The organism is Alterirhizorhabdus solaris, from assembly GCF_007785815.1.
Classification (GTDB): domain Bacteria; phylum Pseudomonadota; class Alphaproteobacteria; order Sphingomonadales; family Sphingomonadaceae; genus Alterirhizorhabdus; species Alterirhizorhabdus solaris.
The window spans coordinates 1-24,452 of the sequence record NZ_VNIM01000061.1; the positions used below are offsets into that span (position 1 = coordinate 1).

Sequence of the window (24,452 nt, forward strand, 5' to 3'; positions counted from 1 at the left end):
GGCTCATATCGCCCGCGCCATCGCGGACCACCACGCGCGCGTCAAGCGCGGCGACGGGCAAGCGGGCGCGTCAGGCGCGGCGGCGGGTGAACTGCGCGCGCAGTTCAGCAAGATTATAGGCGCGGAACAGGAAGGCGGCACCGAAGTAGGTCGCCGCGCCCGCCGCCATCATTGCCCCCAGTGCCACCACGCGCAGCAGCCACGGCCCGGCGGTGTAGGCATCCACCAAGGGGTTGAGCGCCAGCAGCAGCGCCGCCATCGCCAGCGTCGCCGCGCCCAGCCGCAGCGTGCGCGCCTTCAGCCGCGCATCCGCCGCGAAATGGTCGCGCCGGCGTAGCGTGAGATAGAGCAGCCCCACGTTGACCCACGCCGAGATCGCGGTGGAGACGGCCAGCCCGACATGCGCCAGCGGCCACACCAGCGCTAGGTTGAGCACGAGGTTCACCCCCATCGCCACCAGCGCGATCCGCACCGGCGTGCGCGTATCGGATCGCGCATAGAAGCCCGGTGTCAGCACCTTGATGAGCACGTAGGCGGGCAACCCGAACGAGAAGGCGGTGAGTGCGGCGGCGGTGGCGGCGGTATCCTGCACGGTGAACGCCCCGTGCTGGAGGAGCGCACGAATGATCGGCTCGGCCGACACCATCAGCGCCGCCGTGGCGGGCAAAGTGAGCAGCAGCGACAGTTCGATCGCGCGGTTTTGCGTGGCGGTGGCGGCGGCATCGTCGCCCCCGCCGATCTGGCGCGACAGCAGCGGCAATATCGCGGTGCCCACGCCGATGCCGATCAGCCCGAGCGGCAGCTGGTTCAGCCGGTCGGCGTAATAGAGGTACGACACAGACCCCTGCGGCAAAAAGCGCGCCGCCAGCGTGGTGGAGATCAGCAGGTTGAACTGCACCGCCCCCGCGCCGAGTGCGGCGGGCAGGATGATCGCCAGCAGCTTCTTCACATCCGGCGTCAGGCGCGGGCGTTTGAGCCGCAGCACGACGCCCGCCTGCCGGCACGACCAGATCAGCCACCCCAATTGCAGCACGCCGGAGACGGTGACGGCGATCGACTGGGTGCGCGCGGTGTCGATCTCCGAATGGCCGCGAAAGAACATCAGGCCGACGATCAGGCAGATGTTGAGCAGCACCGGGGCTGCGGCATTCACCCAGAAACGGCCGAGCGAATTGAGGATGCCGCCGAGCAGCGACACCAGCGAGATGAGCATCAGATACGGGAAGGTGATGCGGGTGAACTCGGTCGCCAGCGCCAGCTTTTCCGGCCCGCCATCGCGGAAACCGCCGGTCATCGCCCACACGATCGGCCAGGCGGCGAGCATCATCACAATGGTGAACACGATGAGGATAGGCAGCAAAACCGAAAGCACGTCCTCGGCGAAGCGCAGGCCGGCGGGCAGGCCGGCACGACGGCGGGCGGCGGCATCACCGCCGCTTTCCGCGCCCCGTTCCGCTTCCGCGATGGGGCGGTTGAACATCGGTACGAAGGCGGCGGCGAACGCGCCCTCGGCGAACAGGGCGCGGAACAGGTTGGGCAGCCGCCACGCGATCAGGAACGCATCGGAGGCGAACCCTGCGCCGACGAACCGCGCCATCAGCATGTCGCGCACGAAGCCGAGCACGCGGCTCACCAGCGTCAGCCCGCCGATCGTGGCGGTGTTGCGGACGAGGCTCATCGAAAACGAGGGCCGGAGATCATGACACTACACCCGCTCATCCGGAGGAGCCGCCGAGCGCGTCGAAGCGGCGTCTCGAAGGACGTCTAGGCGCGCGTCCTCCGAGACGGGCCTTCGCCGTCGCTCAGTCCTCCTCGGGATGAGCGGCGTCAAGGCAGCGCGAGGAAAGGCTTACGCCTCGCCCGCCGGCTCCGCGTTCACCAGCGCGGCCTGCGCCTCGTCCTGCTGCTGCATGTAGAGGGCGCCGAAGTCGATCGGCTCCAGCAGCAGCGGCGGGAAATTGCCGTCGCGGATCGCATCGGCCAGCACGCGGCGGGCGGAGGGGAAAAGCAGGCGCGGCGCCTCGGCAAGCAGGAACGGCTGAATCTGGTCTTCCGGCACGTTGCGGATGCCGAACAGGCCGGCATAGACCAGCTCGACCTGGAAGGCCGTCTTGTCGGCCGACGTAGCGGATACATCCACCTTCAGCGCCACCTCATGCACGTCGTCGCCCACCGTCTGCGCGCCGATGTTGAACTGCACGTCGATGCGCGGCTGACCCTGCCATTGATAGACCGCCGGTGCGTTCGGATTTTCGAACGAAAGGTCCTTCACATACTGCGCGATCATGCCGACCTGCGGCAGGTTGTCGTCGTTGCCGCCCTGATCGGCGCTGAACTGGTCGTCGGCCATCTCGTCTCGTCCCGCTCGATGATTTGAGCGCGGGCTATCAGGTGGCATGGGAGAGGGCAATGGCCGAGCACACCGCGATGCGCCCCGATGATCGCCGTTTGAAAGATGCGACCGCCCGCCCTATGTAGGAACGGCAAGACAGTGGAGGCCCGGTGGTCGAGATCATTATCCTCGCGATGGTATTTCTGTTCGTGGGCCTCCGCCTGTGGAGTGTCCTCGGCCGGCGTACCGGGCACGAGCAACAGCCGATCGCCAAGCCCGTCGAGGTGCAGGCGCCCGCCGCCGGCATCAGCCGCACCACCACGGAGGCATTGCCGCAGCCGGCATCGGCCGAGCCCGCGATCGATGCGCGAGCCACCGATGGCATCCGCGCCATTGCCGCCGCCGACAACGGTTTCGAGGCGGCCCGCTTCCTCCAGGGTGCCCAGTCCGCCTACCGGATGGTATTGGAGGCCTATTGGAAGGGCGACGTGGCCGAACTCGACCGGCTGGCCGATGATGGTGTGCGCGATGCCTTTCGCGAGGCGATCGAGCAGCGTCGCGCCGCCGGGCACGTCCTCGACAATCGCCTCATCACGATCGAGCGCGCCGAGATCGAACGGGCGGCGCTGGTCGGGCAGACCGCCAGCATCACCGTCCGTTTCGATGCCGATATCGCTGCCGTTACGCGGGATGCCGAGGGCACCGCGGTGGCTGGTTCGCTCACCGATGCGGTGCAGACGCACGACGTGTGGACGTTCAGCCGCAACGTGCGGTCGGACGATCCCAACTGGATGCTGGTCGAAACCGACGAGGCGGCGTGACCCGGCCGCTGCTGGCCGGCGTCGCGATGGCGGCGCTGGCCCTCGCCGGATGCGTGGGGCCGGGCGATCGGCCGATGAGCCGACCTGCGCCCGTTGCGCCGAAGCGCCCGGCAGCGCGGCCTGCGTCCTCGCAAAACTTCAACGACATTGTCCCGCCGGTCCGCAGCCAATCGCGCGCGGTGCTGCCGACCCTGCCTGAACCAATCCTCACGCCACCCGACGGTACGAAAGCCGTGGCTATGGGCGTGCGGCCCGGCGTTGCGGTGGCGGCGCTCGGGATCGAGCGGGACGAGGCACGCGCCGCGCTGGCTGCGTTTCGTCTGTCCTGCCCGTCGCTCGTCCGTCGAACCGACGCGAGCGGGCTGACGCGCGGCGACGACTGGCGCCCGGCCTGCGCCGCCGCGCCCGGCTGGCGCGACGGCGACGCCCCCGCTTTCTTCGCCCGTTTCTTCGAGACGGCGGTGATCGGCGATGGCCGTGCCTTCGCTACCGGCTATTACGAACCCGAGATCGCCGGCGCGCGCGATCGCCGTACCGGCTACGAGGTGCCGGTCTATCGCCGCCCGCCCGACCTGATCGAGGCCGACCTCGGCCTGTTCGCCCCCGATCTGAAAGGCCGCAAGCTGCGCGGGCAGGCGAAGGACGGCAAGCTCGTGCTTTACCCCGATCGCGCCGCGATCGACGGCGGCGCGCTGTCGGGTCGCGGGCTGGAACTGGCGTGGGCGGCCGATCCGGTCGAGTTCTTCTTTCTGCAGGTGCAGGGATCGGGCCGGCTGCGGCTGCCGGACGGCCAGGTGATGCGGATCGGCTACGACAGCCAGAACGGCCGCGACTATGTCGGCATCGGCAAGCTGATGAAAGATCGCGGCCTGCTCGGCCCCGGACAGACCTCGATGCAGGGGATCATGGCCTGGCTGCGCGCCAACCCGGCGGAGGGTCGCGCGATCATGGAAACGAACAAGTCGTTCGTCTTCTTCCGCGAGCTGACCGGTGCCGGGCCGATCGGCGCGATGGGCGTGGCGGTGACGGGGCGAACCAGCGTTGCGGCCGATCCTGCGTTCGTGCCGCTGGGTGCGCCGCTGTTCGTCTCGCTCGACCGGCCTGAGGCGACCGGGCTGTGGGTGGCGCAGGATACCGGTGGCGCGATCAAGGGCGCCAACCGCTTCGACACCTTCTGGGGGGCGGGTGACGAGGCACGGCGCATCGCCGGCGGCATGTCGGGGCGCGGGCAGGCGTGGCTGCTGCTGCCGGTCGGCACCGTCGCGCGGCTGAACGGCGGAGGGTTTGGAGCGGGCGATGGCGGGGCGACAGCTCGACCCTGAGGAGCGCGCGCTGTGGCACCGCGTGACCGACAGCGTGCGGCCGATCGTGCGGGTGAAGCCGGTGCGCGCGGCTATCGCCAAACCGTTGGCGAGCGCGCCCCCGCCGCCTTCGCCAGCGTTACTGCCATCGAAGCGCCTCGGCCGCGTGCCGCCGCCGCTGCCGCCCCGGCTGAACCCCAAGGCGGCGCCGCCACCCGATACGCTGGACGGGGGCTGGGACCGGCGGCTGCGGCGCGGGATGGTCGCGCCCGATCGCGCGATCGATCTGCACGGCCACACGCTCGCCACCGCCTTTGCCGCACTCGACGCGGAACTGGCGCGTGCGATCGCGATGGAGGCGCGGCTGATCCTGCTCGTGACCGGCCGCCCCCCGCGTGAGCGCGGCCACGGCGAGGAACGCCCGCGCGGCGCGATCCGCGCCTCGGTGGGGGACTGGCTCGCCGGCTCCCGCTTCGCCGATCGCATCGCCGCCGTCCGCAATGCTCATCCCCGGCATGGCGGGGCGGGGGCGCTGTATGTGATCCTCAGGCGGCGGCGGGAACGGGGGTAGTTACTGTTATCGCCGGGCAGTCTCGTTTCCTGCCGGTCAGAAGGGGCTGCCACCCCAACGGACTTTCTGAACCCGGGCGGACCGGATATGCTGGCCTCCGGCGTTCATGACCGGTCTGTAGCGTGCCCGTTTGACGAGAGCGGCACATGTTGCCTGTGCATGCTCGACCGTGACCTGATTATCCATCACGGTGCAGGTATCCACCCTGCCATGCTCGTTTATGCCGTAGAACAGCGTTATGGCCCCTGCCGGACCGTAGATTCTAGGCAAATCCTTATATTCTACCCATTTGCTTTCCTCGCCGATAACGAACGCAGGCGTCGCGTCATGCGGCACCGCAGTGCCGATCACGGTTCTGCAGATTGGACTGTGCCACTGTAGCCGGCCGTCTGCGATATCGTCGCAATCGGCTATCGTCCCGTCCCGTCCGGCAAGCAGCAGCGTATGGCCTGCTTGAAGGACAGGCGGATAAAATCCCAACGTCGTTTCGGATATCCCGCCGTTTGCCTCACCCGCACCATGGGTGAAGATCATAATGGCCAAGGCGATGCTTTTCATCCGACGCTCATATCCGGATCGACGGCCCCTGTTTCACCGTTCCAGCGCGGTTCTCACCACCCTCTCGTAGATATCGGTCAGAGCGTGCAGGTCCGCCAAGGCCACCGCCTCGTCCAGCTTGTGCATCGTGGCGTTGAGCAGGCCGAACTCCACCACGGGGCACAGCCGCGAGAGGAATCGCGCATCCGACGTGCCGCCGCTGGTGGAAAGCGCGGGCGTCACCCCCGTCACCCGCTCGACCGCCGCGCCGACCAGCGTGGAGAGCAGGCCCGGCTCGGTCAGGAACGCCTCGCCCGAGATCTTGGCGGTCAGCGTGGCGCGGGGCGCCTCCTCCGCCACCACGGCGCGCACCCGCTCCACCAGCGCGGCGCCAGTTTGCTCGTCGTTGAAACGGATGTTCAGCCGCGCCCGCGCCTCGGCCGGGATCACGTTGGTCGCCGGGTTGCCGACCGCGATATCGGTCACCTCGAGGTTGGAGGGCTGGAACCAGCGATTGCCCTCGTCCAGCCGCACCTTCGTCACCCGGTCGAGGATGCGCAGCAGGCGCGTGGCGGGGTTGTCCGCCAGATGCGGGTAGGCGACGTGGCCCTGCGTGCCCGGCACCTCGATCCACATGTTGACCGAGCCGCGCCGGCCGATCTTGATCGTGTCGCCCAGCCGCCGGTCGGAGGTCGGCTCGCCGACGAGGATCATGTCGGGATGCTGGCCGTTCGCCGCCATCCATTCCATCAGCGCCAGCGTGCCGTGGGTGGCCGGGCCTTCCTCGTCGCCGGTGATGATGAGGCTGAGGGTGCCGGCATGGTTCGGCACGCGCGCGGCGGCGGCGATGAACGCGGCGACCGCGCCCTTCATGTCCACCGCACCGCGCCCGTACAGCAGATCACCGCGCCGCACGGGGGTGAACGGGTCGCTCTGCCAGCCGCTGCCGGCGGGCACCACGTCGCTGTGGCCGGCAAAGGCGAAATGCGGGCCGGGGGCGGCGCCCGTGCGCGTGGCGAACAGGTTCTCGACCGGCCCGTCCGGTGGCCCGCCATCGGTGAAACGGTGGACGGTGAAGCCGATCCCGGCCAGCGCCTCGGCGATCACCGCCAGCGCGCCGGCATCGGCCGGGGTGACGCTGGGGCAGGCGATCAGCCGCTCGGTCAGTGAGACGACGTCGATCACGCGGCACGGCTCACGCGACGGGCGCCTCGAACCGCTCGATCACCCACGGCTCATCCTGCGCGGCGGTGATCCAGGCGTGGACATGGGGGTGCGACAGGACGGCCTGCATGTAGGCGACGGCGAAGCGGGGCACCGGGATGCCGTAGGTGATGAAGCGCGTGACGACGGGGGCGAACATCAGGTCGACCGCGCCATAATCCCCGAACAGGAAGTCGCCGCCGCCGCCCCAGCGCGACCGCGCCTCCGCCCACAGCGAGACGATCCGCAACACGTCCTGCTGAACGCCGGGCGACAGATCGGGGGTAGGGAAGGTGCGCCGCACATTCATCGAATGCTCGCGCCGCAGGTTCAGAAAGCCGGAGTGCATTTCCGCCGACATCGATCGCGCGGTGGCGCGGGCGGCGGGGTCGGCCGGCCAGAAGCGCTCGGCCCCGGCCTTCTCCGCCAGATATTCGACGATCGCCAGACTGTCCCAGACGACGATGTCGCCATCCCACAGGATCGGCACCTTGCCCGAGGAGGGGGCGAACTCGGCGCCCTCGCGGCGCTTGTCCCAATCCTCGTCGTAGAGCGGGACAACGATCTCCTCGAAGTCGATGCCCGCTTGCCGCGCCGCCAGCCAGCCGCGCATGGACCAGGAGGAATAGGCCTTGTTGCCGATGAAGAGTTTCATGGGCGGGGTGATAGAGCGACCGGCACGGCGGCTCAAGCCGGGAGGGCGGCCTCGATCAGCCGATCGCTTCCACCACCGCTGCGCGCAGTTCGGCGATGCCGAGGCCGGTCTCGCTCGATGTCGTCAGGATCTCCGGGTGCGCCGCCACATGCTTGCGCGCCTCGGCCGCCGTCGCATCGCTCACCTTGGCAAGCTCGGTCGGCTTGATCTTGTCCGCCTTGGTCAGCACGAGCCGGTAGGAGACGGCGGCCTTGTCCAGCATCTCCATCACCTCGCGGTCCACGTCCTTCAGGCCGTGGCGGCTGTCCACCAGCACCAGCGCGCGCTTCAGCACGGTGCGGCCGCGCAGATAGTCGTTCACCAGGAACTTCCACTTGCGCACCACATCCTTGGGCGCCTTGGCGAATCCGTAGCCGGGCATGTCGACCAGCCGGAAGGCGGGGAATGCCTCCCCCTCGGGATCGCCCACGTCGAAGAAATTCAGCTCCTGCGTGCGGCCCGGCGTGTTCGACGTGCGGGCGAGCGCATTGCGCCCGGTCAGCGCGTTCAGCAGCGAGGACTTGCCGACGTTCGAGCGCCCGGCGAACGCCACCTCATTGGCCACCGGGTCCGGCAGGAACTGGAGCGACGGGGCCGACTTCAGGAACGTCACCGGCCCGGCGAACAGCTTGCGCGCCGCCTCCACGCGCTCGGCGATCGCCTCGGCGTCGTCCTCGGGGCGGTCGGCGTCGCTCACTTGGCGTCCGCCGCGGGCATGCCGGGGTAGCGGCTGTAGAGGAACTTCTGCTGCGCGATCGTCAGCAGGTTCGAGACGGTCCAGTACAACTGCAACCCGGCCGCGAACGGCGCCATGATGAACATGAAGATCCACGGCATGATCGAGAACACCTGCTTCTGCATCGGGTCCATCGGCTGCGGATTGAGCTTGAACTGGAGATACATGGTGATGCCCAGCAGGATCGGCAGCACGCCGATGGCGATCATGTGCGGCGGCGTGAACGGCAGCAGGCCGAACAGGTTCACCGGCGTCATCGGATCGGGCGCGGACAGATCCTTGATCCACAGTGCGAACGGCTGGTGGCGCATCTCGATCGTCAGCATCAGCACCTTGTACAGCGCATAGAAGATCGGGATCTGCAACAGGATCGGCAGGCACCCGGCGACCGGGTTGACCTTCTCCTTCTGGTACATCGCCAGCATCTCCTGCTGGAGCTTGGCCTTGTCGTCCTTGTGCTTCTCCTGAAGCGCCTTCATCTTCGGCTGCAACACGCGCATCGCCGCCATCGACTTGAACTGCTTCTGCGCGACCGGAAACATCAGCCCGCGCACGAGGCAGGTGAGCAGGATGATCGCCACGCCGAAGTTGCCGGTGGTGCGGAACAACCAGTCGAGGATGTCGAAGATCGGCTTCTCGACGATCTCGAACCAGCCCCAGTCGATCGCCTTGCCGAAGCGGGCGATGCCCAGATTGTCCTCATAACCGTCCAGCAGGTTCACTTCCTTGGCGCCTGCGAACAGGCGCGAGACGGAGCGAACGGTGGCGCCGGGCGCGACGATCGCCGGGGCGGTGGTGAAATCGGCCTGATAGCTGTTGCCCGGCCCGCCACGGAAACCCGCCTCCACCGGCGTCGACTGATCGGGGATCACCGCCGTCAGCCAGTATTTGTCGGTAAAGCCGGCCCAGCCGCCGGTGGTGGTGAAGCGCTCGCCGGCCGGGGTCTTGTCCAGATCCTTAAAGTCGACGCTGTAGTTGGCCTTGCCGTCGAACACGCCCATCGGCCCGACGTGATTGGTCCACGCCGTCGGGTCCTTGGAGTGGCCGACACGGCTGACGAGCGACCACGGCCGCGCCGAGATCGCACCGCCGCCGCCGTTCGTCACGCTCTGCTCGACGGTGAACATGTAGTTTGGATCGACCGAGAGGCGGATGGCGAAACGCTGGCCGGTGGGATTGCTCCAGGTGAGCGTGACCGGCGAGTTGGGCGCAAGCCGCGTGCCGCTCGCCGTCCACACGGTATCGGCGGTGGGGAGGGCGGCGCCGCTGCCCGTCCAGCCGAAGCCGGCGAAATAGGCATCGCCGGCGCCGGCGGGGGAGAGCAGGCGGATCGGCGGCGAATCCTTGGCGATCGTCTCGCGGTAGGTCCGCAGCACCAGATCGTCGATGCGCGCGCCGCGCAGGTTGATCGAGCCCTGCAGGCGCGGCGTATCGATCAGCACGCGCGGGGAATCGGCCAGCACCACGGCCCGGTCGCGCAACGCGGCAGGCGAATCGGCGGCCGGGTCCGCCGCCGGGTTGGGCACCGGCACGGACTTGCCGTCGACGATCCGCGTGGCGGGCGGGTTGGCGGTAGGGAAGAAATGGCCCGACACCAGCGGCCAGCCGAACAGCACCGCCACCGTGAGGATGGCGAACAACACCATGTTGCGCATGTTATCCACGTAGAAATCTCCGCATCATGGCCGTCCGCCTGATCGTGTCGTCCGGCTCAGGGCACCGGGTCGTAGCCGCTCCCGCCGAACGGGTGGCAGCGGCAGATCCGCCGGGTGGCGAGCCAGCCGCCCCGCAGCGCGCCATAGCGCCTCAACGCGGTGATCGCATAGGCCGAACAGGAAGGAACGTAGCGACAGGTAGGCGGCAGGATCGCCGATGGCCCGAGCTGCCATCCGCGCGCGATCAGGATCAGCAGCCGCGCGATCATCGCTTTCCGGCCGGCCGCTTGCCCGGCGGGCGGGCGGGGGCGGAATGGCCCGCCTTCACCTTGCCGAGCGCCTTGGCCAGTTCGCGACGCAGGTCGGCATAGTCGCGCTCGATCCCGCCGTTGCGCCCGATCAGGACATGATCCGCCCCGGCCAGGCCGCTGTCTGGCAGCACCTCGCGCGCAAGTGCCCGCAGCCGGCGCTTCATCCGGTTGCGGACGACCGCGTTGCCGATCTTCTTGGTGACGGTAAAGCCGACCCGCATCGCGCCCGACTCGTCCCCGCGCTCGCGCACGAGCAGGACGAAGCCGGGCATCGGCGCGCGCCGGCCCTGATTCGCGGCAAGAAAGTCCGGGCGCCGCCTGATCGTCTCAGGCGGCAACGCGACTAGGCCGACAGCTTGATGCGGCCACGCGCACGACGCGCCGCCAGGATCTTGCGGCCGCCCGGCGTCGCCGAACGCGTGCGGAAGCCGTGGCGGCGCGCACGCACGAGATTGCTGGGCTGAAAGGTCCGCTTCATCGCTCATTCCCCGGATACACGAAAAGTCTGTACAACGAAAAACAGGCCGCCGAACGGGCAGCCGCTGTCGCACGGCCGGATAGGCAAGGCCGCGCGCGAAGTCAATCTTTCCCGGCGGCGGCGGCCTTGTCCCGTGCCTTGCGCCGCTTCGCGCTATGCCGCCGCAGCCCCCAGTCGCACCACGCGCCATGACGCGGCCAGCGCCGCTTGAAGGTGACGTACCGCCGCTTGGCCCACGGCGAATAGCGCAGGATCAGGCTCATGCCGCCCGCGAAGGTGAATACGCCGCCCGGCCCCGGCAACACCGCCACCGCCGGCGTGACGATCACCAGCAGGCAGCCGATCACGAACAGCGTGCGGCGCACCAGCGGCGGTGGGCCAGTGTCGGGAGCGGGCGCATGTTCCATGCGGGGCGATGTGGGACGGGCGCGGTACGCGCGCAACCTTGCGCCGGCGCGGCCGAGCCGCCATGCCGGCCGCAGCAGGCAGGGGGATCGATGGTCGCGCACGTTTCGACGGTGGCGTTTCTGGGGCTGGAGGCGCGCGGCGTCGAGGTACAGGTGCAGGTGGCGCCGGGGGTGCCCGCGTTCGCCGTGGTCGGCCTCGGCGACAAGGCCGTCTCCGAAAGCCGGGAGCGGGTGCGCGCCGCGCTGTCCGCGATCGGGCTGGCGTTGCCGCCCAAGCGGATCACGGTGAACCTGTCGCCCGCCGACCTGCCCAAGGAGGGATCGCATTACGACCTGCCGATCGCGCTCGGCCTGCTCGGCGCGATGGGGGTGGTCGATGCGGAGACGCTGGCCGCCTACGTCGTGCTGGGCGAGCTCAGCCTCGACGGGCGGATCGGCCCCGCCCCGGGCGTGCTGCTGGCGGCGCTCCATGCCTCGGAACGCGAACTGGGGCTGATCTGCCCGGCGGCGCAGGGGGCGGAGGCGGCATGGGCCGGATCGATCGAGGTGATCGCCGCGCGCGATCTGCTCGCGCTGCTCAACCATCTGCGCGGCGACGGCCACATCGCCCCGCCGCTGCCCGGCGAGGCGGAGCCGCCGCGCGGCGGGCCGGACCTGCGGCAGGTGAAGGGGCAGGAAACCGCCAAGCGCGCGCTGGAGATCGCGGCGGCCGGCGGGCATAACCTCGTGATGGTCGGCCCGCCCGGCGCGGGCAAGTCGCTGATGGCGGCGTGCCTGCCCGGTATCCTGCCGGATCTGACCCCCGCCGAGGCGCTGGAGGTGTCGATGGTCGCCTCGGTCGCAGGCGAATTGCGCGAGGGGCGGCTGGTGCGCCAGCGGCCGTATCGCGCGCCGCACCACAGCGCCTCGATGCCCGCGCTGGTGGGCGGCGGGCACAAGGCGCGGCCGGGCGAGGTGAGCCTCGCGCATCTGGGCGTGCTGTTTCTCGACGAACTGCCCGAATTCCAGCGCACCGTGCTCGATTCGCTGCGCCAGCCGCTGGAGGTCGGCACCGTCTCGGTCGCGCGGGCGAACGCGCACGTCACCTTCCCGGCAAGGGTGCAACTGGTCGCGGCGATGAACCCGTGCCGCTGCGGCCACCTCGGCGATCCGGCGCTGGCGTGCGCGCGCGCGCCGAAATGCGCGGCGGATTATCAGGCCAAGGTGTCCGGACCGCTGCTCGACCGGATCGACCTGCACGTGGAGGTGCAGGCGGTGTCCGCCGCCGACCTGATCCTGCCGCCGCCCGCGGAAGGATCGGCCGAGGTGGCCGCGCGGGTGGCGGCGGCGCGCGCGATCCAGACGGCGCGCTACGCCGGCAGTCGCATCCGCACCAACGCCGAGGCGGACGGTGCGCTGCTTGATACGGTCGCCACGCCGGACGACACCGGGCGCGCGCTGCTGGCGCAGGCGGCGGAGGCGATGAAACTCACCGCGCGAGGCTACCACCGCGTGCTGCGGGTCAGCCGCAGCATCGCCGATCTGGCGGGTGCGGAGACGATCGGGCGGACGCATGTGGCCGAAGCGCTGAGCTATCGCAGGCGACCGCCGACGAATTGACCGAAAGGGCTTCCGCCGTTTTTTGACTGGCAAAGCCGGATCGGCAATATTATTGCGTCATCTAGTAATTTTATGTGGAGTGAGTGATGACGGCGTTGTGGGACTATCCCGACTTCGACGAGCATGAGGGCGTCCATGTCTTCCGCGATCCGGCGGCGGGGCTGACGGCGATCATCGCGATCCACTCCACCGCACTCGGCCCGGCGGCGGGCGGCACGCGCTTCTGGCATTACGCTGATGGCGACCAGGCCGTCACCGATGCGCTGCGCCTGTCGCGCGGCATGAGCTTCAAGAATGCGATGGCCGGGTTGCCGATGGGTGGCGGCAAGGGCGTGGTGCTGGCCGATGCCGCGCGCACCAAGACGCCGGAACTGCTCGCCGCCTTCGGTCGCGCGATCGAGAGCCTGGGCGGGCGTTACGTGACGGCCGAGGATGTCGGCATGTCCGATGCCGACATGGTGGCGATCCGGGGCGAGACGCGCCACGTGGCGGGCTTGCCGGTGGGGCAGGGGGCGGCCGGTGGCGATCCGGGGCCGCTCACCGCGATCGGCGTGTATCTGGGCGTCGCGGCGGCGGTGCGGCGCGGGCTGAAGCGCGAGAGCGTGGCGGGCGTGCATGTCGCGATCCAGGGCGTCGGCAGCGTCGGCGGCGGGCTGGCCCGGCGGCTGGCGGCGGAAGGTGCGCGGTTGACGCTGGCGGACGCCGACCGCCCCCGTGCCGAGGCGCTCGCCGCCGAACTGGGGGCTACGGTGGTGGACAAGGACGAGATCCTGCGGGTGGAGGCGGACGTGGTCAGCCCCTGCGCGCTCGGTGCGATCCTCGATGCGGACGCCATCGCGGCGCTCGCCGCGCCGATCGTGGCGGGCGGTGCGAACAACCAGCTCGCCACCCCGGCGGACGGCGCGCGGCTGCATGCGCGCGGCATCCTGTACGCACCCGATTACGTCATCAACGCGGGTGGCATCATCAACGTGGGGCTGGAGTATCTCGGCCACGGCGACCGCGCCGAGGTGCTCGACCGGATCGGCCAGATCCCCGGCCGCCTCGACCAGATCTGGGACGAGAGCGCCGCCACCGGCGACTCCGCCGCGCTGGTGGCTGATCGTATCGCGATGCGGCTGATCGGGCGGGGGTAAGCCGTGGCCGTGGCCTTGGGCGATCGGCTTGCGATCATCGGTTGGTCGCCCGTTCCGCCGCAGGTCGAACCATTGGGCGGTCTGTAATGCGGGCGCCCGGCATGAACGCTGTGTTCGACTGATCGAAAGCCGGGTTTGGTTTCGGCACGACCGTCACCCCGGACCTGTTCCGGGGTCTATCAAGGAGCGCACGCAACGATCGCGGCGCTTGCGAGGCGGTGGACCCCGGAACACGTCTGAGGTGACGCCAATGGATCGGTATTCCGTGCGTCGTCGGCGTCCTTTGTCCGCGGACCGCGACTCGTCATGTTCGAAGAGCGTCGGAAGCATCCCGCGTGAGCGGATCTTCCTTACGCTACCCTCACTCGACGGCTTCGGCTTGGGCGGCGGGTGTCGCCTCCGCCGCCTCCGCCACGCCCATCCAGCCGGCCAGCGCGGCCCGCGCCCGTGCCGCCATCAACGGCTTGCGCTCCTTCTTCTTCGCCTCTGGCATCGGCGGGAACAGGCCGAAGTTGACGTTCATCGGCTGGTACGTCTCGGCATTGGCGCCGCCGGTGATGTGGCCCATCAGCGCGCCCAGCGCCGTTTCGGGCGGCGGGGCGGGCAGGGTAGTGCCGGCCAGTTCGGCGGCGGCGAAACGGCCCGCCAGCATCCCGATCGCGGCGCTCTCGATATAGCCCTCGCAGCCGGTGATCTGCCCGGCGAAGCGGATGTTCGGCGCGCTCCTCAGGCGGAACTCGTGGTCCAGCAGGCGCGGTGCGTTGAGGAAGGTGTTGCGGTGCAGCCCGCCCAGCCGCGCGAACTCGGCGTTCTGCAAGCCGGGGATGGTGCGGAACAGCCGCACCTGCTCGGCATGCTTCAGCTTCGTCTGGAAACCGACGATGTTCCACAGCGTGCCCAGCGCATTGTCCTGTCGCAGCTGCACCACCGCATAGGGCCAGCGCCCGGTGCGCGGGTCATCGAGGCCGACCGGCTTCATCGGGCCGTAGCGCAGCGTATCGACACCGCGTTCGGCCATCACCTCGATCGGCATGCAGCCGTCGAAATAGGGGGTGTTGGCCTCCCACTCCTTGTAGGCGGTCTTCTCGCCCGCGATCAGCCCGGCGTGGAAGGCGAGATACTCGTCCTTGTTCAGCGCGCAGTTGATGTAATCCTTGCCGTCCCCCTTGTTCCAGCGCGACTGGAACCACGCCGTCTCCATGTCGATCGTGTCGAAATGCACGATCGGGGCGAGCGCATCGAAGAAGGCCAGCGCATCCTCCCCCGTCTCCCCGGCGATCGCGGCCGCCAGCGGTGCCGCGGTAAGCGGGCCGGTGGCGATGATCGCCGGGCCTGGCGGCAGCCCATCCACCCGCTCGCGCACCAGATCGATCAGCGGATGCGCCGTCACCGCCTGCGTGACGGCGGCGGAGAAGCCGTCGCGATCCACCGCCAGCGCAGAGCCGGCGGGCACGCGGTGCGCGTCGGCATGGCGCAGGATCAGCGAGCCGAGCGCGCGCATCTCGGCATGAAGCAGGCCGACGGCGTTGCGCTCCGGGTCGTCGGATCGGAAGCTGTTCGAGCAGACGAGTTCGGCCAGATCGTCGGTCTTGTGCGCGGGGGTGCCTTCAATGCCGCGCATTTCGGAAAGGCGCACGCGGAACCCGGCCTCGGCCAGTTGCCAGGCGGCTTCGGATCCGGCGAGGCCGCCACCGACGATATGGATCTGATGTGTCATGGCAGGCTCGATACCCCCCCCGGTGCTTCCTATCTACCCGCCATGAAGATCTTCACCATCGGCTACGAAGGCGCCACCCAGGCGGAACTGATCGCCACGCTGCAGGCTGCGGGCGTGCAGCGGCTGATCGACGTGCGCGCCGTACCGCTGTCGCGCCGGCCCGGCTTTTCCAAGAACGTGCTGGCCAACGGTCTGCGTGAGGCCGGGATCGAGTATATCGGCCTCAAGGCGCTGGGCACCCCGCCGGAAGGGCGCGAGGCGGCGCGCAGGAACGACCACGCCACGCTGGAGCGGGTGTACGACGGCCAGCTCGAACTGCCCGAGGCGATGGCGCAGGCGGCGATGATGCTCGATCTGGCAGCCGAGATGCCCTCTGCCCTGCTCTGTTTCGAGCGCGCGCCTGTTGGGTGCCACCGATCGCTGCTGTTGCGACGGGTGGCGTCCGGCGCGGAGGTGGTGGACCTGTTCGTGTGAGCGACGGTGGACACATGCCGGCCGCCGGCATCGTGCGCGGCACGCCGGCCTATCGTGACTTCTCGATCGCGCTGCTGCTCGCGGGCTTCGCCACCTTCAGCCTGCTCTACAGCGTACAGCCGCTGCTGCCTCTGTTCACCGCCGAATATGGCGTGACCGCCGAGGTCGCGAGCCTCGCGGTGTCGCTGGCGACCGGGCCGATGGCGGTGGCGCTGCTGGCGGCGGGGCTCCTGTCCGATCGGCTCGGGCGGCGCGGCATGATGATCGGTTCGTTGCTGGCGGCGTCCGTGGTCACGATGATCTCGGCGGTGTTGCCCGGCTGGACGACGCTGCTGGCGATGCGCGTGCTGACGGGTGTGGCGCTGGCCGGCATCCCGGCGGTGGCGATGGCCTATATCGCCGAGGAGGTCGACCCGCGCTCGATCGGGCCGGCGATGGGCACCTACATCGCCGGCACGGCGCTGGGCGGCATGGCCGGGCGCCTGGGGGTGAGCGTGATCGCCGATTTCACCGGCTGGCGCGTGGCGATGGCGGCGGACGGCGCCGCCGCGCTGGCGGCCGGGCTGCTGTTCTGGCGGCTGGCCCCGCTCTCCCGCGCGTTCGCGCCGCGGCGTCACGACTGGCGCTCGTTCCGCGACGGGCTGGGGCGGTTGCGGCGGGATGCGGCGCTGCCGTGGCTCTATGCGACGGCGTTCCTGGTGATGGGCGTGTTCGTGACGATCTACAACTACGCCGGCTTCCGCCTGACCGCACCGCCCTATGATCTGCGCGGCGCGGCGGTGGGGGCGATCTTCCTGCTGTATATCCTCGGCTCGTTCAGTTCGACATGGTTCGGCGGGCTGGCCGATCGCCTCGGGCGGCGGCGGGTGATCGCGGCGCCGGTGATCCTGCTGCTCGGGGGCGCGCTGCTGACGGGCGCGACGGCGCTGCCCCTGTTCGTGGCCGGCATCGCGATCGTGACGGTGGGCTTTTTCGGCGCGCATTCGATCGCGTCGAGTTGGGTGGGTCGGCGCAGCGGCGGCGACCGGGCGCAGGCGGCGGCCTTCTACCTGTGCTTCTATTATCTCGGCTCCAGCATACTCGGCTCGGCCGGCGGTTTCGCCTGGACGCATGGCGGCTGGCATGGCGTGGTGCTGTTCTGCGGCGGGCTGACAGTGCTGGCGCTTCTGGTGGCGGCAAAACTGGCGACGGTGCGCCCGCTCGCGATCAACGTGCCGACACCTCCGCCCGCGCCGGCGGGGTAGGCGGATCGCGCGTCGGTCCCCTTGCCCGAACGCGGTCGAGGGACGGTGGCAAGGGTGTGCTTCGTCCCTCGGCTCCGCCCGGCACGGGGGGGCGAGGTGGCGAGCGCCTCAATCGAGCGATCGCGTCTCCGTCACCGCCGCCAGCGGCAGCGGCGCATAGACGTGGGGGAACAGCGCGCCGCCCCGCGATACCTCCCACCGCACCGCATCCCCCAGCATCGCCAGGTTGATCGTCGCCAGCACCAGCCCGGCCTGCCCGGCGAAATGCTTCGCCAGCGTGCCCGCCACCTGATCCTCGGCGGAAAGGTGGATATACCCGTCCGCCAGATCGACCGGCGCGCCCGCGAACGTGCCGGCCGCCGTGAACGCCGCCCACTGGTCCGCCGTCAGGATCTTGTAGGCGATGGCGGCGGTCATTCCGTGTCGTCGGGGCTGTCGGGTTCGCCCGTCTCGCCCTCGCCGCCATCGGACAGATCGTCGCTCGTGTCGGCGTCGTCGCTCGGCGCGATCTCCGGCGCGATATCGTCACGCAGGTCGATCTCGGCCTCGTCCTCATTCTCGGTGATCCGCGCCGCGCCGACGACATGCTCGCCGTCCGCCACGTTGAACAGCCGCACGCCCGCCGAATTGCGCCCGATCACGCGGGTATCACCCACCGTCATGCGGATCAGCTTGGCCTGATCGGTCACGAGCATCAGCTGCTCGCCGTTGTGCGCCGGGAAGCTGGCGACGACGGGGCCATTGCGCTTGAGGTTGTCGATATTCGTGATGCCCTGCCCGCCGCGCCCGGTGCGGCGATATTCGTAGGCAGAGCTGCGCTTGCCATAGCCGTTGGCGCAGACGGTGAGGATGAACTCCTCGGCTTCCGTCAGCCGCAGCATCTCGTCCGCATCCAGCGTCGTCTCGCGGTCGCCTTCCTTCCACGGGGCGGCGCGCAGATAGGCCTCGCGCGTCTCGATCGGCACGGGCTTGCCGTCGTCGGCCAGCACCGCGCGCAGGATCGAGAGCGAGATCACCTCGTCGTCGCCGTTCAGGCTGATGCCGCGCACGCCGGCGGCGGTGCGGCTCTGGAACTCGCGCACGTCGGTGGCGGCGAAGCGGATGGCCTTGCCGCCGCGCGTGGCGAGCAGCACGTCGTCCTCCTCGGTCAGCAGCGACACGCCGATCAGGCGATCCTCGCTGCCCTCATCGAAGCGCATGGCGAACTTGCCGGCGGTGGGCACGTTGGCAAATGCATCCATCGAGTTCCGCCGTACCGATCCCTTCGCGGTGGCGAACATGATGTGCAGGTCGCCCCACGCCGCCTCGTCCTCGGGCAGCGGCAGCACGGTGCTGATCGTCTCGCCCGGGGCCAGCGGCAGCAGGTTCACCATCGGCCGCCCGCGTGCCTGCGGCGCGCCCTCGGGCAGGCGCCACACCTTCTTGCGATACACCTTGCCGTGGGTGGAGAAGAACAGCACCGGCGTATGGGTACTCGTCACGAACAATTCGGTGATGGCATCCTCGTCCTTGGTGCCCATGCCGGAGCGGCCCTTGCCGCCGCGCTTCTGCGCGCGGAACGCCTCCAGCGGGGTGCGCTTGATGTAGCCGCCGTGGGTGACGGTGACGACCATCTCCTCGCGCTCGATCAGGTCCTCGTCGTCGATATCGTCGCCGGCGGCGGTGATCGTGGACTTGCGCGGGGTGGCGAATTCGGCGGCGATCGCGTCGAGTTCCTCCTCCATCACCGCATACAGCTTCGTCCGGTCGCCGAGGATCGCCAGCAATTCGCCGATCGATCCCGCCAGCTTGGCCAGCTCGTCGCCGATTTCGTCGCGGCCGAGGCCGGTCAGCCGGTGCAGGCGCAGGTCGAGGATCGCGCGGACCTGCGTGTCGGACAGGCGATAGGTGTCGCCCTCCACCTCATGCTCCACCGCCTCCACCAGCGCGATATATTGCGCGATGTCACCGATCGGCCATTCTCGGGCGGACAGCGTGGCGCGGGCCTCGGAGGGGTTGGCGGAACCGCGGATGATCCGCACCACCTCGTCCAGATTGGTCACCGCGACGACGAGGCCGAGCAGGATGTGCGCCCGCTCGCGCGCCTTCAGCAGCTCGAACTTGCTGCGGCGGGTGATGACCTCCTCGCGGAAGCGGACGAACGCCTCGATGATGTCGCGCAGGGACAGCGTTTCCGGGCGGCCGCCACGGATCGCCAGCATGTTGGCGGGGAAGCTCGTCTGCGCCTGCGTATGGCGCCACAGCTGGTTCAGCACCACCTCGGGCGTGGCGTCGCGCTTCAGCTCGATCACGATCCGCACGCCGAGCCGGTTCGATTCGTCGCGAATGTCCGAAACGCCCTCGATCCGCTTGTCCTTGGCGGCCTCGGCGATGCCCTCGACCAGCCCGGACTTGCCGACCTGATAGGGGATCTCGGTCAGGATGATCGCGCGCTTTTCGCCGCGCCCTTCCTCGACCTCATGGCGCGAGCGCATGATGATCGAGCCCTTGCCCGTATGATAGGCGTTGCGCGCGCCGCCCTTGCCGAGGATCAGCGCCCCGGTCGGGAAATCGGGGCCGGGGATGATCTCGTGCAGCTCGTCCACGGTGATCGGCTGCGCCTCGGGATCGAACAGGCGGGCGATGTACGCCTTGCAGCCCGCGATCACCTCGCCCAGATTGTGCGGCGGAATGTTGGTGGCCATGCCCACCGCGATGCCGCCCGCGCCGTTCACCAGCAGGTTGGGGAAGCGCGCCGGCAGCACCAGCGGCTCCTCGCGCGAACCGTCGTAGTTCGGGCCGAAATCGACGGTGTCCTTGTCGATGTCGTCCAGCAGCGTCATCGCCACCTTGGTCAGCCGCGCCTCGGTGTAGCGCATCGACGCCGGCATATCCGGGTCCATCGAGCCGAAATTGCCCTGACCGTCCATCAGCGGCACGCGCATCGCCCAATCCTGCGCGAGGCGGGCGAGCGCCATGTAGATCGAGCTGTCGCCGTGCGGATGGTAGTTGCCCATCACGTCGCCGACGATCTTGGCGCATTTGCGATACGGCCGGCCGGGGACGAAGCCGCCCTCCTGGCTGGCGAACAGGATGCGGCGATGCACCGGCTTCAGCCCGTCGCGCACGTCCGGCAGCGCGCGCGAAACGATCACCGACATGGCATAGTCGAGGTAGGACGACTTCATCTCGTCGACGATCGAGATGGGGGAGATGTCGGCGTTTTCGATGGACGGCGGGACGCTGGCCAAGTGTATTTACCCGGAAATTATTGAGGGTGTCCGCCGTAGCGGGGCCGTCATGAAAATGCCACCCCGAAGGCGGGCGGGCGGCAATGCCCGGCCCGCGTCCGCGCCCGCGTCACCCCCGCACGAAGCGCCACGTCGCCTCGTCCGATCCGTCGGCGACATAGCGGTAGCCGTCGCTGTCGAACCCGCGCAGATCGTCCGCCTTCGCCACGCGATGCTCGCACATCCACCGCGCCATCATGCCCCGCGCGCGCTTGGCGGCGAAGCTGTTGAAGCGCAGGCCGTCCGGTCCCTCTTCGCGGAAGTCGATCGCCACGATGCGGGCGGCGGGCGGCGGGCACTGCGCCACCACCTGCCAATATTCCTTGCTGGCGAGGTTGACGATCACGTCCGATCCGCTTTCCGCCAGATCGTCGGCGAGCAGCCGGCTCACCCGGTCGCCCCACCAGCGATACAGGTCGGGCTTGCGGCCGGGCGCCCACTTCGTCCCCATTTCCAGCCGATAGGGGCGGATGGCGTCGAGCGGGCGGAGCAGGCCGTACAGCCCGGAGAGAATGCGCAGGTGATCCTGCGCGAAGGCGATGGCAGGCGGATCGAGCGTCTTCACCTCGAAGCCGACGTACACGTCACCGGCGAAGGCATGGATCGCCGGCCGTGCGGGTGCATCGTCATAGTCGCGGAAGCGGGCGGCGTTGAGCGTGGCGAGCTTGTCCGAGATGTGCATCAGCGCCGACAGCTTCTTCGCCGACAGCCTGGCGGCGGCGTGAGCCAGCGTCGCCGCCTCGTCGGCGAAGCGCGGCGCGCCGGCGTCGAGCGGCGGCAGCGGGCTGGTGTAGTCGAGCGACTTGGCGGGCGAGATGAGCGCGATCATGCCCGCCGCCTAGCATCGGCGCGGCGGGGCGAAAAGTGCGTGGATCGGGCGAACCGCCGGGCAGCCCTTCGGCAATCGTGAAGCAATATCGGCGATGGCCGAACCCCGACTCGCGGATCGAAGCGGGTTCAAGCCGCGTTCAGCGGCGGTCGCCCATCGTTTCGGTCAGGCGTCGGCGGCTTGTCGTCCTACAAGCCGGGGCGTATTGACCGAACGCGAAGGCGGCGCGACCGCAAGAGGAGGCTGAAGGAATGAAGTTCGTATCGACGATGGCGCTCGGCGTGGCGCTCGCCGTGGGTGGCGTCGCTCTGGTCGGCGTGGCCCCCGCGGTCGCCAAGGAGAAGAAGGCCGAGGCACCCAAGGCGCGCAACTACAACCTGAGCAAGCCGGTCCGCGAAAGTGCCGCCGCCTCGCAGAAGGCGCTGGAGGCCGGCGATACCGCCGGCGCGATCACCGCCGCGCAGGCCGCCAAGGCCGCCGCGACGACGCCGGACGACAAGCTGATCTCCAGCCAGCTGCTCTACGCGGCCGCCGCCAAGGCGAACGATCAGGCGAAGATCAGCGAAGGCATCGACGGCATGATCGCCAGCGGCGTGGCCGATCCGGCGCAGCTCAGCCAGCTTTATGCCGCGCAGGGCAAGATCGCCTATCAGGCCAAGGACATGGCCAAGGCCGCGCAGGCGCTGGACATGGCGATCAAGTCCGGCACGACCGATCCCGACGTCTATGCCCTGCTGGTCGATGCCAAGGCACGCGCCGGCAAGCCCGCCGAGGCGATCGCCCTGCTCCAGACCGGGATCGACAAGCAGCGCGCCGCCGGCCAGAAGGTGCCGAGCGAATGGTATCAGCGCGGCATCGCCATCGCCTACGGCGCCAAGCTGCCCGACGAGACCGAGCGCCTGACGCAACAGTGGCTGGTCGATTACCCGAGCCCGACCAACTGGCGCGACGCGATCATCACCTATCGCGACCTGCACAAGGTGGACTCGGACACCGACCTCGACATGCTGCGCCTGCTCCGCACCGCCAAGGGGCTGAAGGGCGAGCGCGATTATTACGAATATGCCGAGGCCGTGTATCTGAAGTTCCCGGGCGAGGGTAAGGCCGTCATCAACGAGGGTGTCGCCGCCGGCATGGTCAAGCTGGCGCCGGGCAGCAACTTCAAGATGATGAGCGACGCGTCGAACAGCCGTTCGGCCGCCGACAAGGCCGATCTGGCCTCCGCCACCAAGGCGGCCAAGGCATCGGCCAACGGCAAGTCCGCTGCCGCCACCGCCGACAGCTACCTCGGCTACGGCGAATATGCCCCGGCGATCGAGCTGTACAACGTCGCGCTCCAGAAGGGCGGGGTGGATGCCAACGTCATCAACACCCGGCTCGGCATGGCGCTGGCCAAGGCCGGCCGCAAGGACGAGGCGAAGGCCGCTTTCGCCAAGGTGACCGGCAGCCGCGCCGGGCTGGCGAAATACTGGACCATCTATCTCGACAACCCGACCGCCTGAGGCGATCGCCCGTCGGGGAAGGGGGGGGTGGGGAAATGCCCCACCGCCCCTTTTCATGCGCGCGACAGGTTCAGGGAAAATCGACGGGGATGCCCGGCTCGTCTTTCGAGGTGCGGATGGTGAGCGATGTCTTGACGCTCGCCACATGCGGCGCGGTCGTCAGATGCGAGGTCAGGAAAAGCTGGAACGCCTGAAGGTCATGCGCCACGATTTTCAGGATAAAGTCGATCTCGCCGTTCAGCATGTGGCACTCGCGCACCTCCGGCAATTGCGCGACATGCGCCTCGAACGTCCGCAGATCCACTTCCGCCTGGCTGCGCAGGCTGACCAGGGCGAAGACGGTGATGCCATAGCCCAGCGCGCGGGGATTGAGCCGCGCATGATAGCCCTCGATCACGCCTTCCTCTTCCAGCGTGCGCACCCGGCGCAGGCAGGGCGGGGCGGTGAGGCCCGCGCGGCGTGCCAGTTCCACGTTGGTGATCCGGCCCTCGGCCTGCAGGGCCGCAAGGATCGTGCGATCGATCGGATCGAGCGAGGATGGGGCGGACACGGTCGTTTGCCTTTCGATTAATGTCGCCATCCTATAATAATATTTCTTGCTCGTGCAATTGATCCTGTCGTTTCGCCTGCCTGTCCCGCTTTGCGACGCCTGCCCCGGCAAGCCGCTGTCACCAAAAGTTCACCCTCGCTAACGGTGACGACCCAAGCGGTAATCCTGCATCAACCATTCAGGGGGCGCGATTGCGTTTCGACGACAGGCTGGCGACGGTGCTGGCGCAGCCGCGTGACGACGCGGCGGCGTGCGCGATCGTATGGCGGCAGGTCGTCGATATCCTCGCCCAGACCTCCGTCGAGGCGGGCGCCATGCCCGCGCCCGATGTCGTCGCTGTGATGCGCGGCCTGCACGATGGCGTGCCGCTGCCCACGCGCGTCGCTGCGGCGGCGGCGCTGGCCGGGCGGCGGGTGCATCCGGTGGTGGTGATGCTGATCGCCGGGGATCGATCGGCGAAGGTCGCATCGCTGATCGGCCGGGTCCGGCTGGACGACATGGCATGGCTCGCCCTGCTGCCGTGTCTGCCGGTGACTGCGCGGGCGCTGCTGCGCGAGCGCCGGGATCTGTCGCCGCTGGTACGGATCGGGCTGGCCTGTTTCGGCCCCAGCGATTTCGCGCTGCCCGCGCCGCCTCCATCCCCGCCGTCCCCCGGACCGGGCAAGGCGGGGCCGCTGGCCCAGATGCCGCCGATGCCGGTCGGGGAAGGCATGACGGACGCGGGGGCGCCGGAAGGCCCGTCGGCAATCGAGCCGTCCCGGCCGTCGGCGATCCTCGTGCCGGCCGACACGGATCACGCAGCCCCCGCCACCTCTGCCGTCCCCCGGATCGGGGATACGCCGTGCATCCCATCGCCGGACGAGACTTTCCGTTTCGAGACCGGGCCGGACGGGGTGATCGTCTGGGTGGACGGAGCGCCGCGCGCGGCGCTGATCGGCGTCACGATCGCGCCCGTTATCGATCCAGCCGGGCCCGGCCCGGCCCGGCCCGGCGCCGACGGGCAGACCGCCGACGCCTTCCACCATCGCGCCTCGTTCCGCGATGCGCGGCTGGTGGTGGCGGTCCGTGCGGCTGTGTCGGGGTGGG

The 24,452-nt window shown here is 69.3% G+C and carries 24 protein-coding genes and 1 pseudogene; 9 read left to right on the top strand and 16 right to left on the bottom strand.

Translation table 11 applies throughout. The annotated features are described in order from the left end of the window. Window positions 1–70: 70 nt before the first annotated feature. Both murJ and secB read right to left on the bottom strand, forming a co-directional pair. Window positions 71–1,678, bottom strand: coding sequence for a murein biosynthesis integral membrane protein MurJ (murJ, locus tag FOY91_RS14100; RefSeq protein ID WP_145153196.1), 1,608 nt, complete (start codon window positions 1,676–1,678; stop codon window positions 71–73). Between the two features lie 171 nt (window positions 1,679–1,849). Further along, window positions 1,850–2,350, bottom strand: a complete 501-nt coding sequence (secB, locus tag FOY91_RS14105) for a protein-export chaperone SecB (protein WP_145153199.1) — start codon at window positions 2,348–2,350, stop codon at window positions 1,850–1,852. A gap of 152 nt (window positions 2,351–2,502) precedes the next feature. On the opposite strand from secB, the gene FOY91_RS14110 reads away from it, so the two are divergent. The 3 genes from FOY91_RS14110 to FOY91_RS14120 are packed head-to-tail and all read left to right on the top strand — an operon-like array spanning window position 2,503 to window position 5,025. Beyond that, complete coding sequence (locus FOY91_RS14110) at window positions 2,503–3,153, top strand: Tim44/TimA family putative adaptor protein (RefSeq protein WP_145153202.1); 651 nt, start codon at window positions 2,503–2,505, stop codon at window positions 3,151–3,153. After that, on the top strand, window positions 3,150–4,475 hold the full coding sequence (mltA, locus tag FOY91_RS14115; RefSeq protein WP_238995707.1) for a murein transglycosylase A: 1,326 nt from the start codon (window positions 3,150–3,152) through the stop codon (window positions 4,473–4,475). Before FOY91_RS14110 ends, mltA begins: the two co-directional genes overlap by 4 nt. Continuing rightward, window positions 4,450–5,025 (top strand): Smr/MutS family protein, encoded by a 576-nt coding sequence (locus FOY91_RS14120; RefSeq protein WP_145153205.1) that lies wholly within the window; start codon window positions 4,450–4,452, stop codon window positions 5,023–5,025. Before mltA ends, FOY91_RS14120 begins: the two co-directional genes overlap by 26 nt. A 36-nt stretch (window positions 5,026–5,061) precedes the next feature. Here FOY91_RS14120 and FOY91_RS14125 read toward each other — a convergent pair whose 3' ends face one another. From FOY91_RS14125 to FOY91_RS14165, 9 genes are all read right to left on the bottom strand, one after another. Continuing rightward, window positions 5,062–5,583, bottom strand: coding sequence for a hypothetical protein (locus FOY91_RS14125; RefSeq protein WP_145153208.1), 522 nt, complete (start codon window positions 5,581–5,583; stop codon window positions 5,062–5,064). Between the two features lie 33 nt (window positions 5,584–5,616). Continuing rightward, window positions 5,617–6,747, bottom strand: a complete 1,131-nt coding sequence (dapE, locus tag FOY91_RS14130; RefSeq protein ID WP_145153212.1) for a succinyl-diaminopimelate desuccinylase — start codon at window positions 6,745–6,747, stop codon at window positions 5,617–5,619. A 10-nt stretch (window positions 6,748–6,757) separates the two neighbouring features. After that, window positions 6,758–7,420, bottom strand: coding sequence for a glutathione S-transferase family protein (locus FOY91_RS14135; RefSeq protein WP_145153214.1), 663 nt, complete (start codon window positions 7,418–7,420; stop codon window positions 6,758–6,760). 55 nt (window positions 7,421–7,475) lie between these two features. Then, window positions 7,476–8,156, bottom strand: a complete 681-nt coding sequence (yihA, locus tag FOY91_RS14140; protein WP_238995708.1) for a ribosome biogenesis GTP-binding protein YihA/YsxC — start codon at window positions 8,154–8,156, stop codon at window positions 7,476–7,478. After that, window positions 8,153–9,859, bottom strand: coding sequence for a membrane protein insertase YidC (yidC, locus tag FOY91_RS14145; RefSeq protein WP_145153217.1), 1,707 nt, complete (start codon window positions 9,857–9,859; stop codon window positions 8,153–8,155). The genes yihA and yidC overlap by 4 nt, the downstream gene beginning before the upstream one ends. Before the next feature lie 47 nt (window positions 9,860–9,906). Beyond that, on the bottom strand, window positions 9,907–10,119 hold the full coding sequence (gene yidD, locus FOY91_RS14150; RefSeq protein WP_145153220.1) for a membrane protein insertion efficiency factor YidD: 213 nt from the start codon (window positions 10,117–10,119) through the stop codon (window positions 9,907–9,909). Beyond that, the gene (gene rnpA, locus FOY91_RS14155; protein WP_275266013.1) at window positions 10,116–10,499 is read right to left on the bottom strand and encodes a ribonuclease P protein component; all 384 of its coding nucleotides are present in this window, start codon (window positions 10,497–10,499) and stop codon (window positions 10,116–10,118) included. Before rnpA ends, yidD begins: the two co-directional genes overlap by 4 nt. Window positions 10,500–10,504: 5 nt before the next feature. Further along, a complete protein-coding gene (rpmH, locus tag FOY91_RS14160; protein ID WP_145153223.1) occupies window positions 10,505–10,639 on the bottom strand; it encodes a 50S ribosomal protein L34 in 135 nt (44 codons plus the stop codon). A gap of 101 nt (window positions 10,640–10,740) precedes the next feature. Then, entirely contained in the window at window positions 10,741–11,046 is a 306-nt protein-coding gene (locus FOY91_RS14165; protein WP_203234579.1) for a hypothetical protein, read from the bottom strand. Window positions 11,047–11,136: 90 nt separating this feature from the next. Here FOY91_RS14165 and FOY91_RS14170 point away from each other — a divergent pair, with 90 nt between their 5' ends. Then, on the top strand, window positions 11,137–12,645 hold the full coding sequence (locus tag FOY91_RS14170) for a YifB family Mg chelatase-like AAA ATPase (protein WP_145153225.1): 1,509 nt from the start codon (window positions 11,137–11,139) through the stop codon (window positions 12,643–12,645). Window positions 12,646–12,731: 86 nt separating this feature from the next. Further along, window positions 12,732–13,781, top strand: coding sequence for a Glu/Leu/Phe/Val family dehydrogenase (locus FOY91_RS14175; RefSeq protein ID WP_145153228.1), 1,050 nt, complete (start codon window positions 12,732–12,734; stop codon window positions 13,779–13,781). A 361-nt stretch (window positions 13,782–14,142) separates the two neighbouring features. On the opposite strand, the gene trmFO is transcribed toward FOY91_RS14175, so the two are convergent. Beyond that, window positions 14,143–15,498 carry a methylenetetrahydrofolate--tRNA-(uracil(54)-C(5))-methyltransferase (FADH(2)-oxidizing) TrmFO gene (trmFO, locus tag FOY91_RS14180; protein ID WP_145153230.1) on the bottom strand — a complete coding sequence of 452 codons (1,356 nt, stop codon included), beginning with the start codon at window positions 15,496–15,498 and terminating at the stop codon, window positions 14,143–14,145. A 42-nt stretch (window positions 15,499–15,540) separates the two neighbouring features. Between trmFO and FOY91_RS14185 the strand changes: the two genes are divergently transcribed. Both FOY91_RS14185 and FOY91_RS14190 read left to right on the top strand, forming a co-directional pair. Then, window positions 15,541–15,972 carry a DUF488 domain-containing protein gene (locus FOY91_RS14185; protein WP_145153233.1) on the top strand — a complete coding sequence of 144 codons (432 nt, stop codon included), beginning with the start codon at window positions 15,541–15,543 and terminating at the stop codon, window positions 15,970–15,972. Next, on the top strand, window positions 15,969–17,216 hold the full coding sequence (locus tag FOY91_RS14190; protein WP_238995710.1) for an MFS transporter: 1,248 nt from the start codon (window positions 15,969–15,971) through the stop codon (window positions 17,214–17,216). The genes FOY91_RS14185 and FOY91_RS14190 overlap by 4 nt, the downstream gene beginning before the upstream one ends. Before the next feature lie 108 nt (window positions 17,217–17,324). On the opposite strand, the gene FOY91_RS14195 is transcribed toward FOY91_RS14190, so the two are convergent. From FOY91_RS14195 to yaaA, 3 genes are all read right to left on the bottom strand, one after another. Next, complete coding sequence (locus FOY91_RS14195) at window positions 17,325–17,633, bottom strand: DUF952 domain-containing protein (RefSeq protein WP_145153236.1); 309 nt, start codon at window positions 17,631–17,633, stop codon at window positions 17,325–17,327. Next, window positions 17,630–20,446: a DNA gyrase subunit A gene (gene gyrA / locus FOY91_RS14200; protein ID WP_145153239.1), complete on the bottom strand. Its 2,817-nt coding sequence runs from the start codon at window positions 20,444–20,446 to the stop codon at window positions 17,630–17,632. Before gyrA ends, FOY91_RS14195 begins: the two co-directional genes overlap by 4 nt. A gap of 109 nt (window positions 20,447–20,555) precedes the next feature. Beyond that, window positions 20,556–21,314: a peroxide stress protein YaaA gene (yaaA, locus tag FOY91_RS14205; RefSeq protein ID WP_145153242.1), complete on the bottom strand. Its 759-nt coding sequence runs from the start codon at window positions 21,312–21,314 to the stop codon at window positions 20,556–20,558. 251 nt (window positions 21,315–21,565) lie between these two features. Here yaaA and FOY91_RS14210 point away from each other — a divergent pair, with 251 nt between their 5' ends. After that, window positions 21,566–22,816, top strand: a complete 1,251-nt coding sequence (locus tag FOY91_RS14210; RefSeq protein WP_145153245.1) for a tetratricopeptide repeat protein — start codon at window positions 21,566–21,568, stop codon at window positions 22,814–22,816. Between the two features lie 70 nt (window positions 22,817–22,886). On the opposite strand, the gene FOY91_RS14215 is transcribed toward FOY91_RS14210, so the two are convergent. Next, window positions 22,887–23,396 (bottom strand): Lrp/AsnC family transcriptional regulator, encoded by a 510-nt coding sequence (locus tag FOY91_RS14215; protein ID WP_203234580.1) that lies wholly within the window; start codon window positions 23,394–23,396, stop codon window positions 22,887–22,889. Between the two features lie 161 nt (window positions 23,397–23,557). Here FOY91_RS14215 and FOY91_RS14220 point away from each other — a divergent pair. Continuing rightward, a pseudogene (locus tag FOY91_RS14220) lies at window positions 23,558–24,452 on the top strand (sensor histidine kinase); the annotation flags it as partial.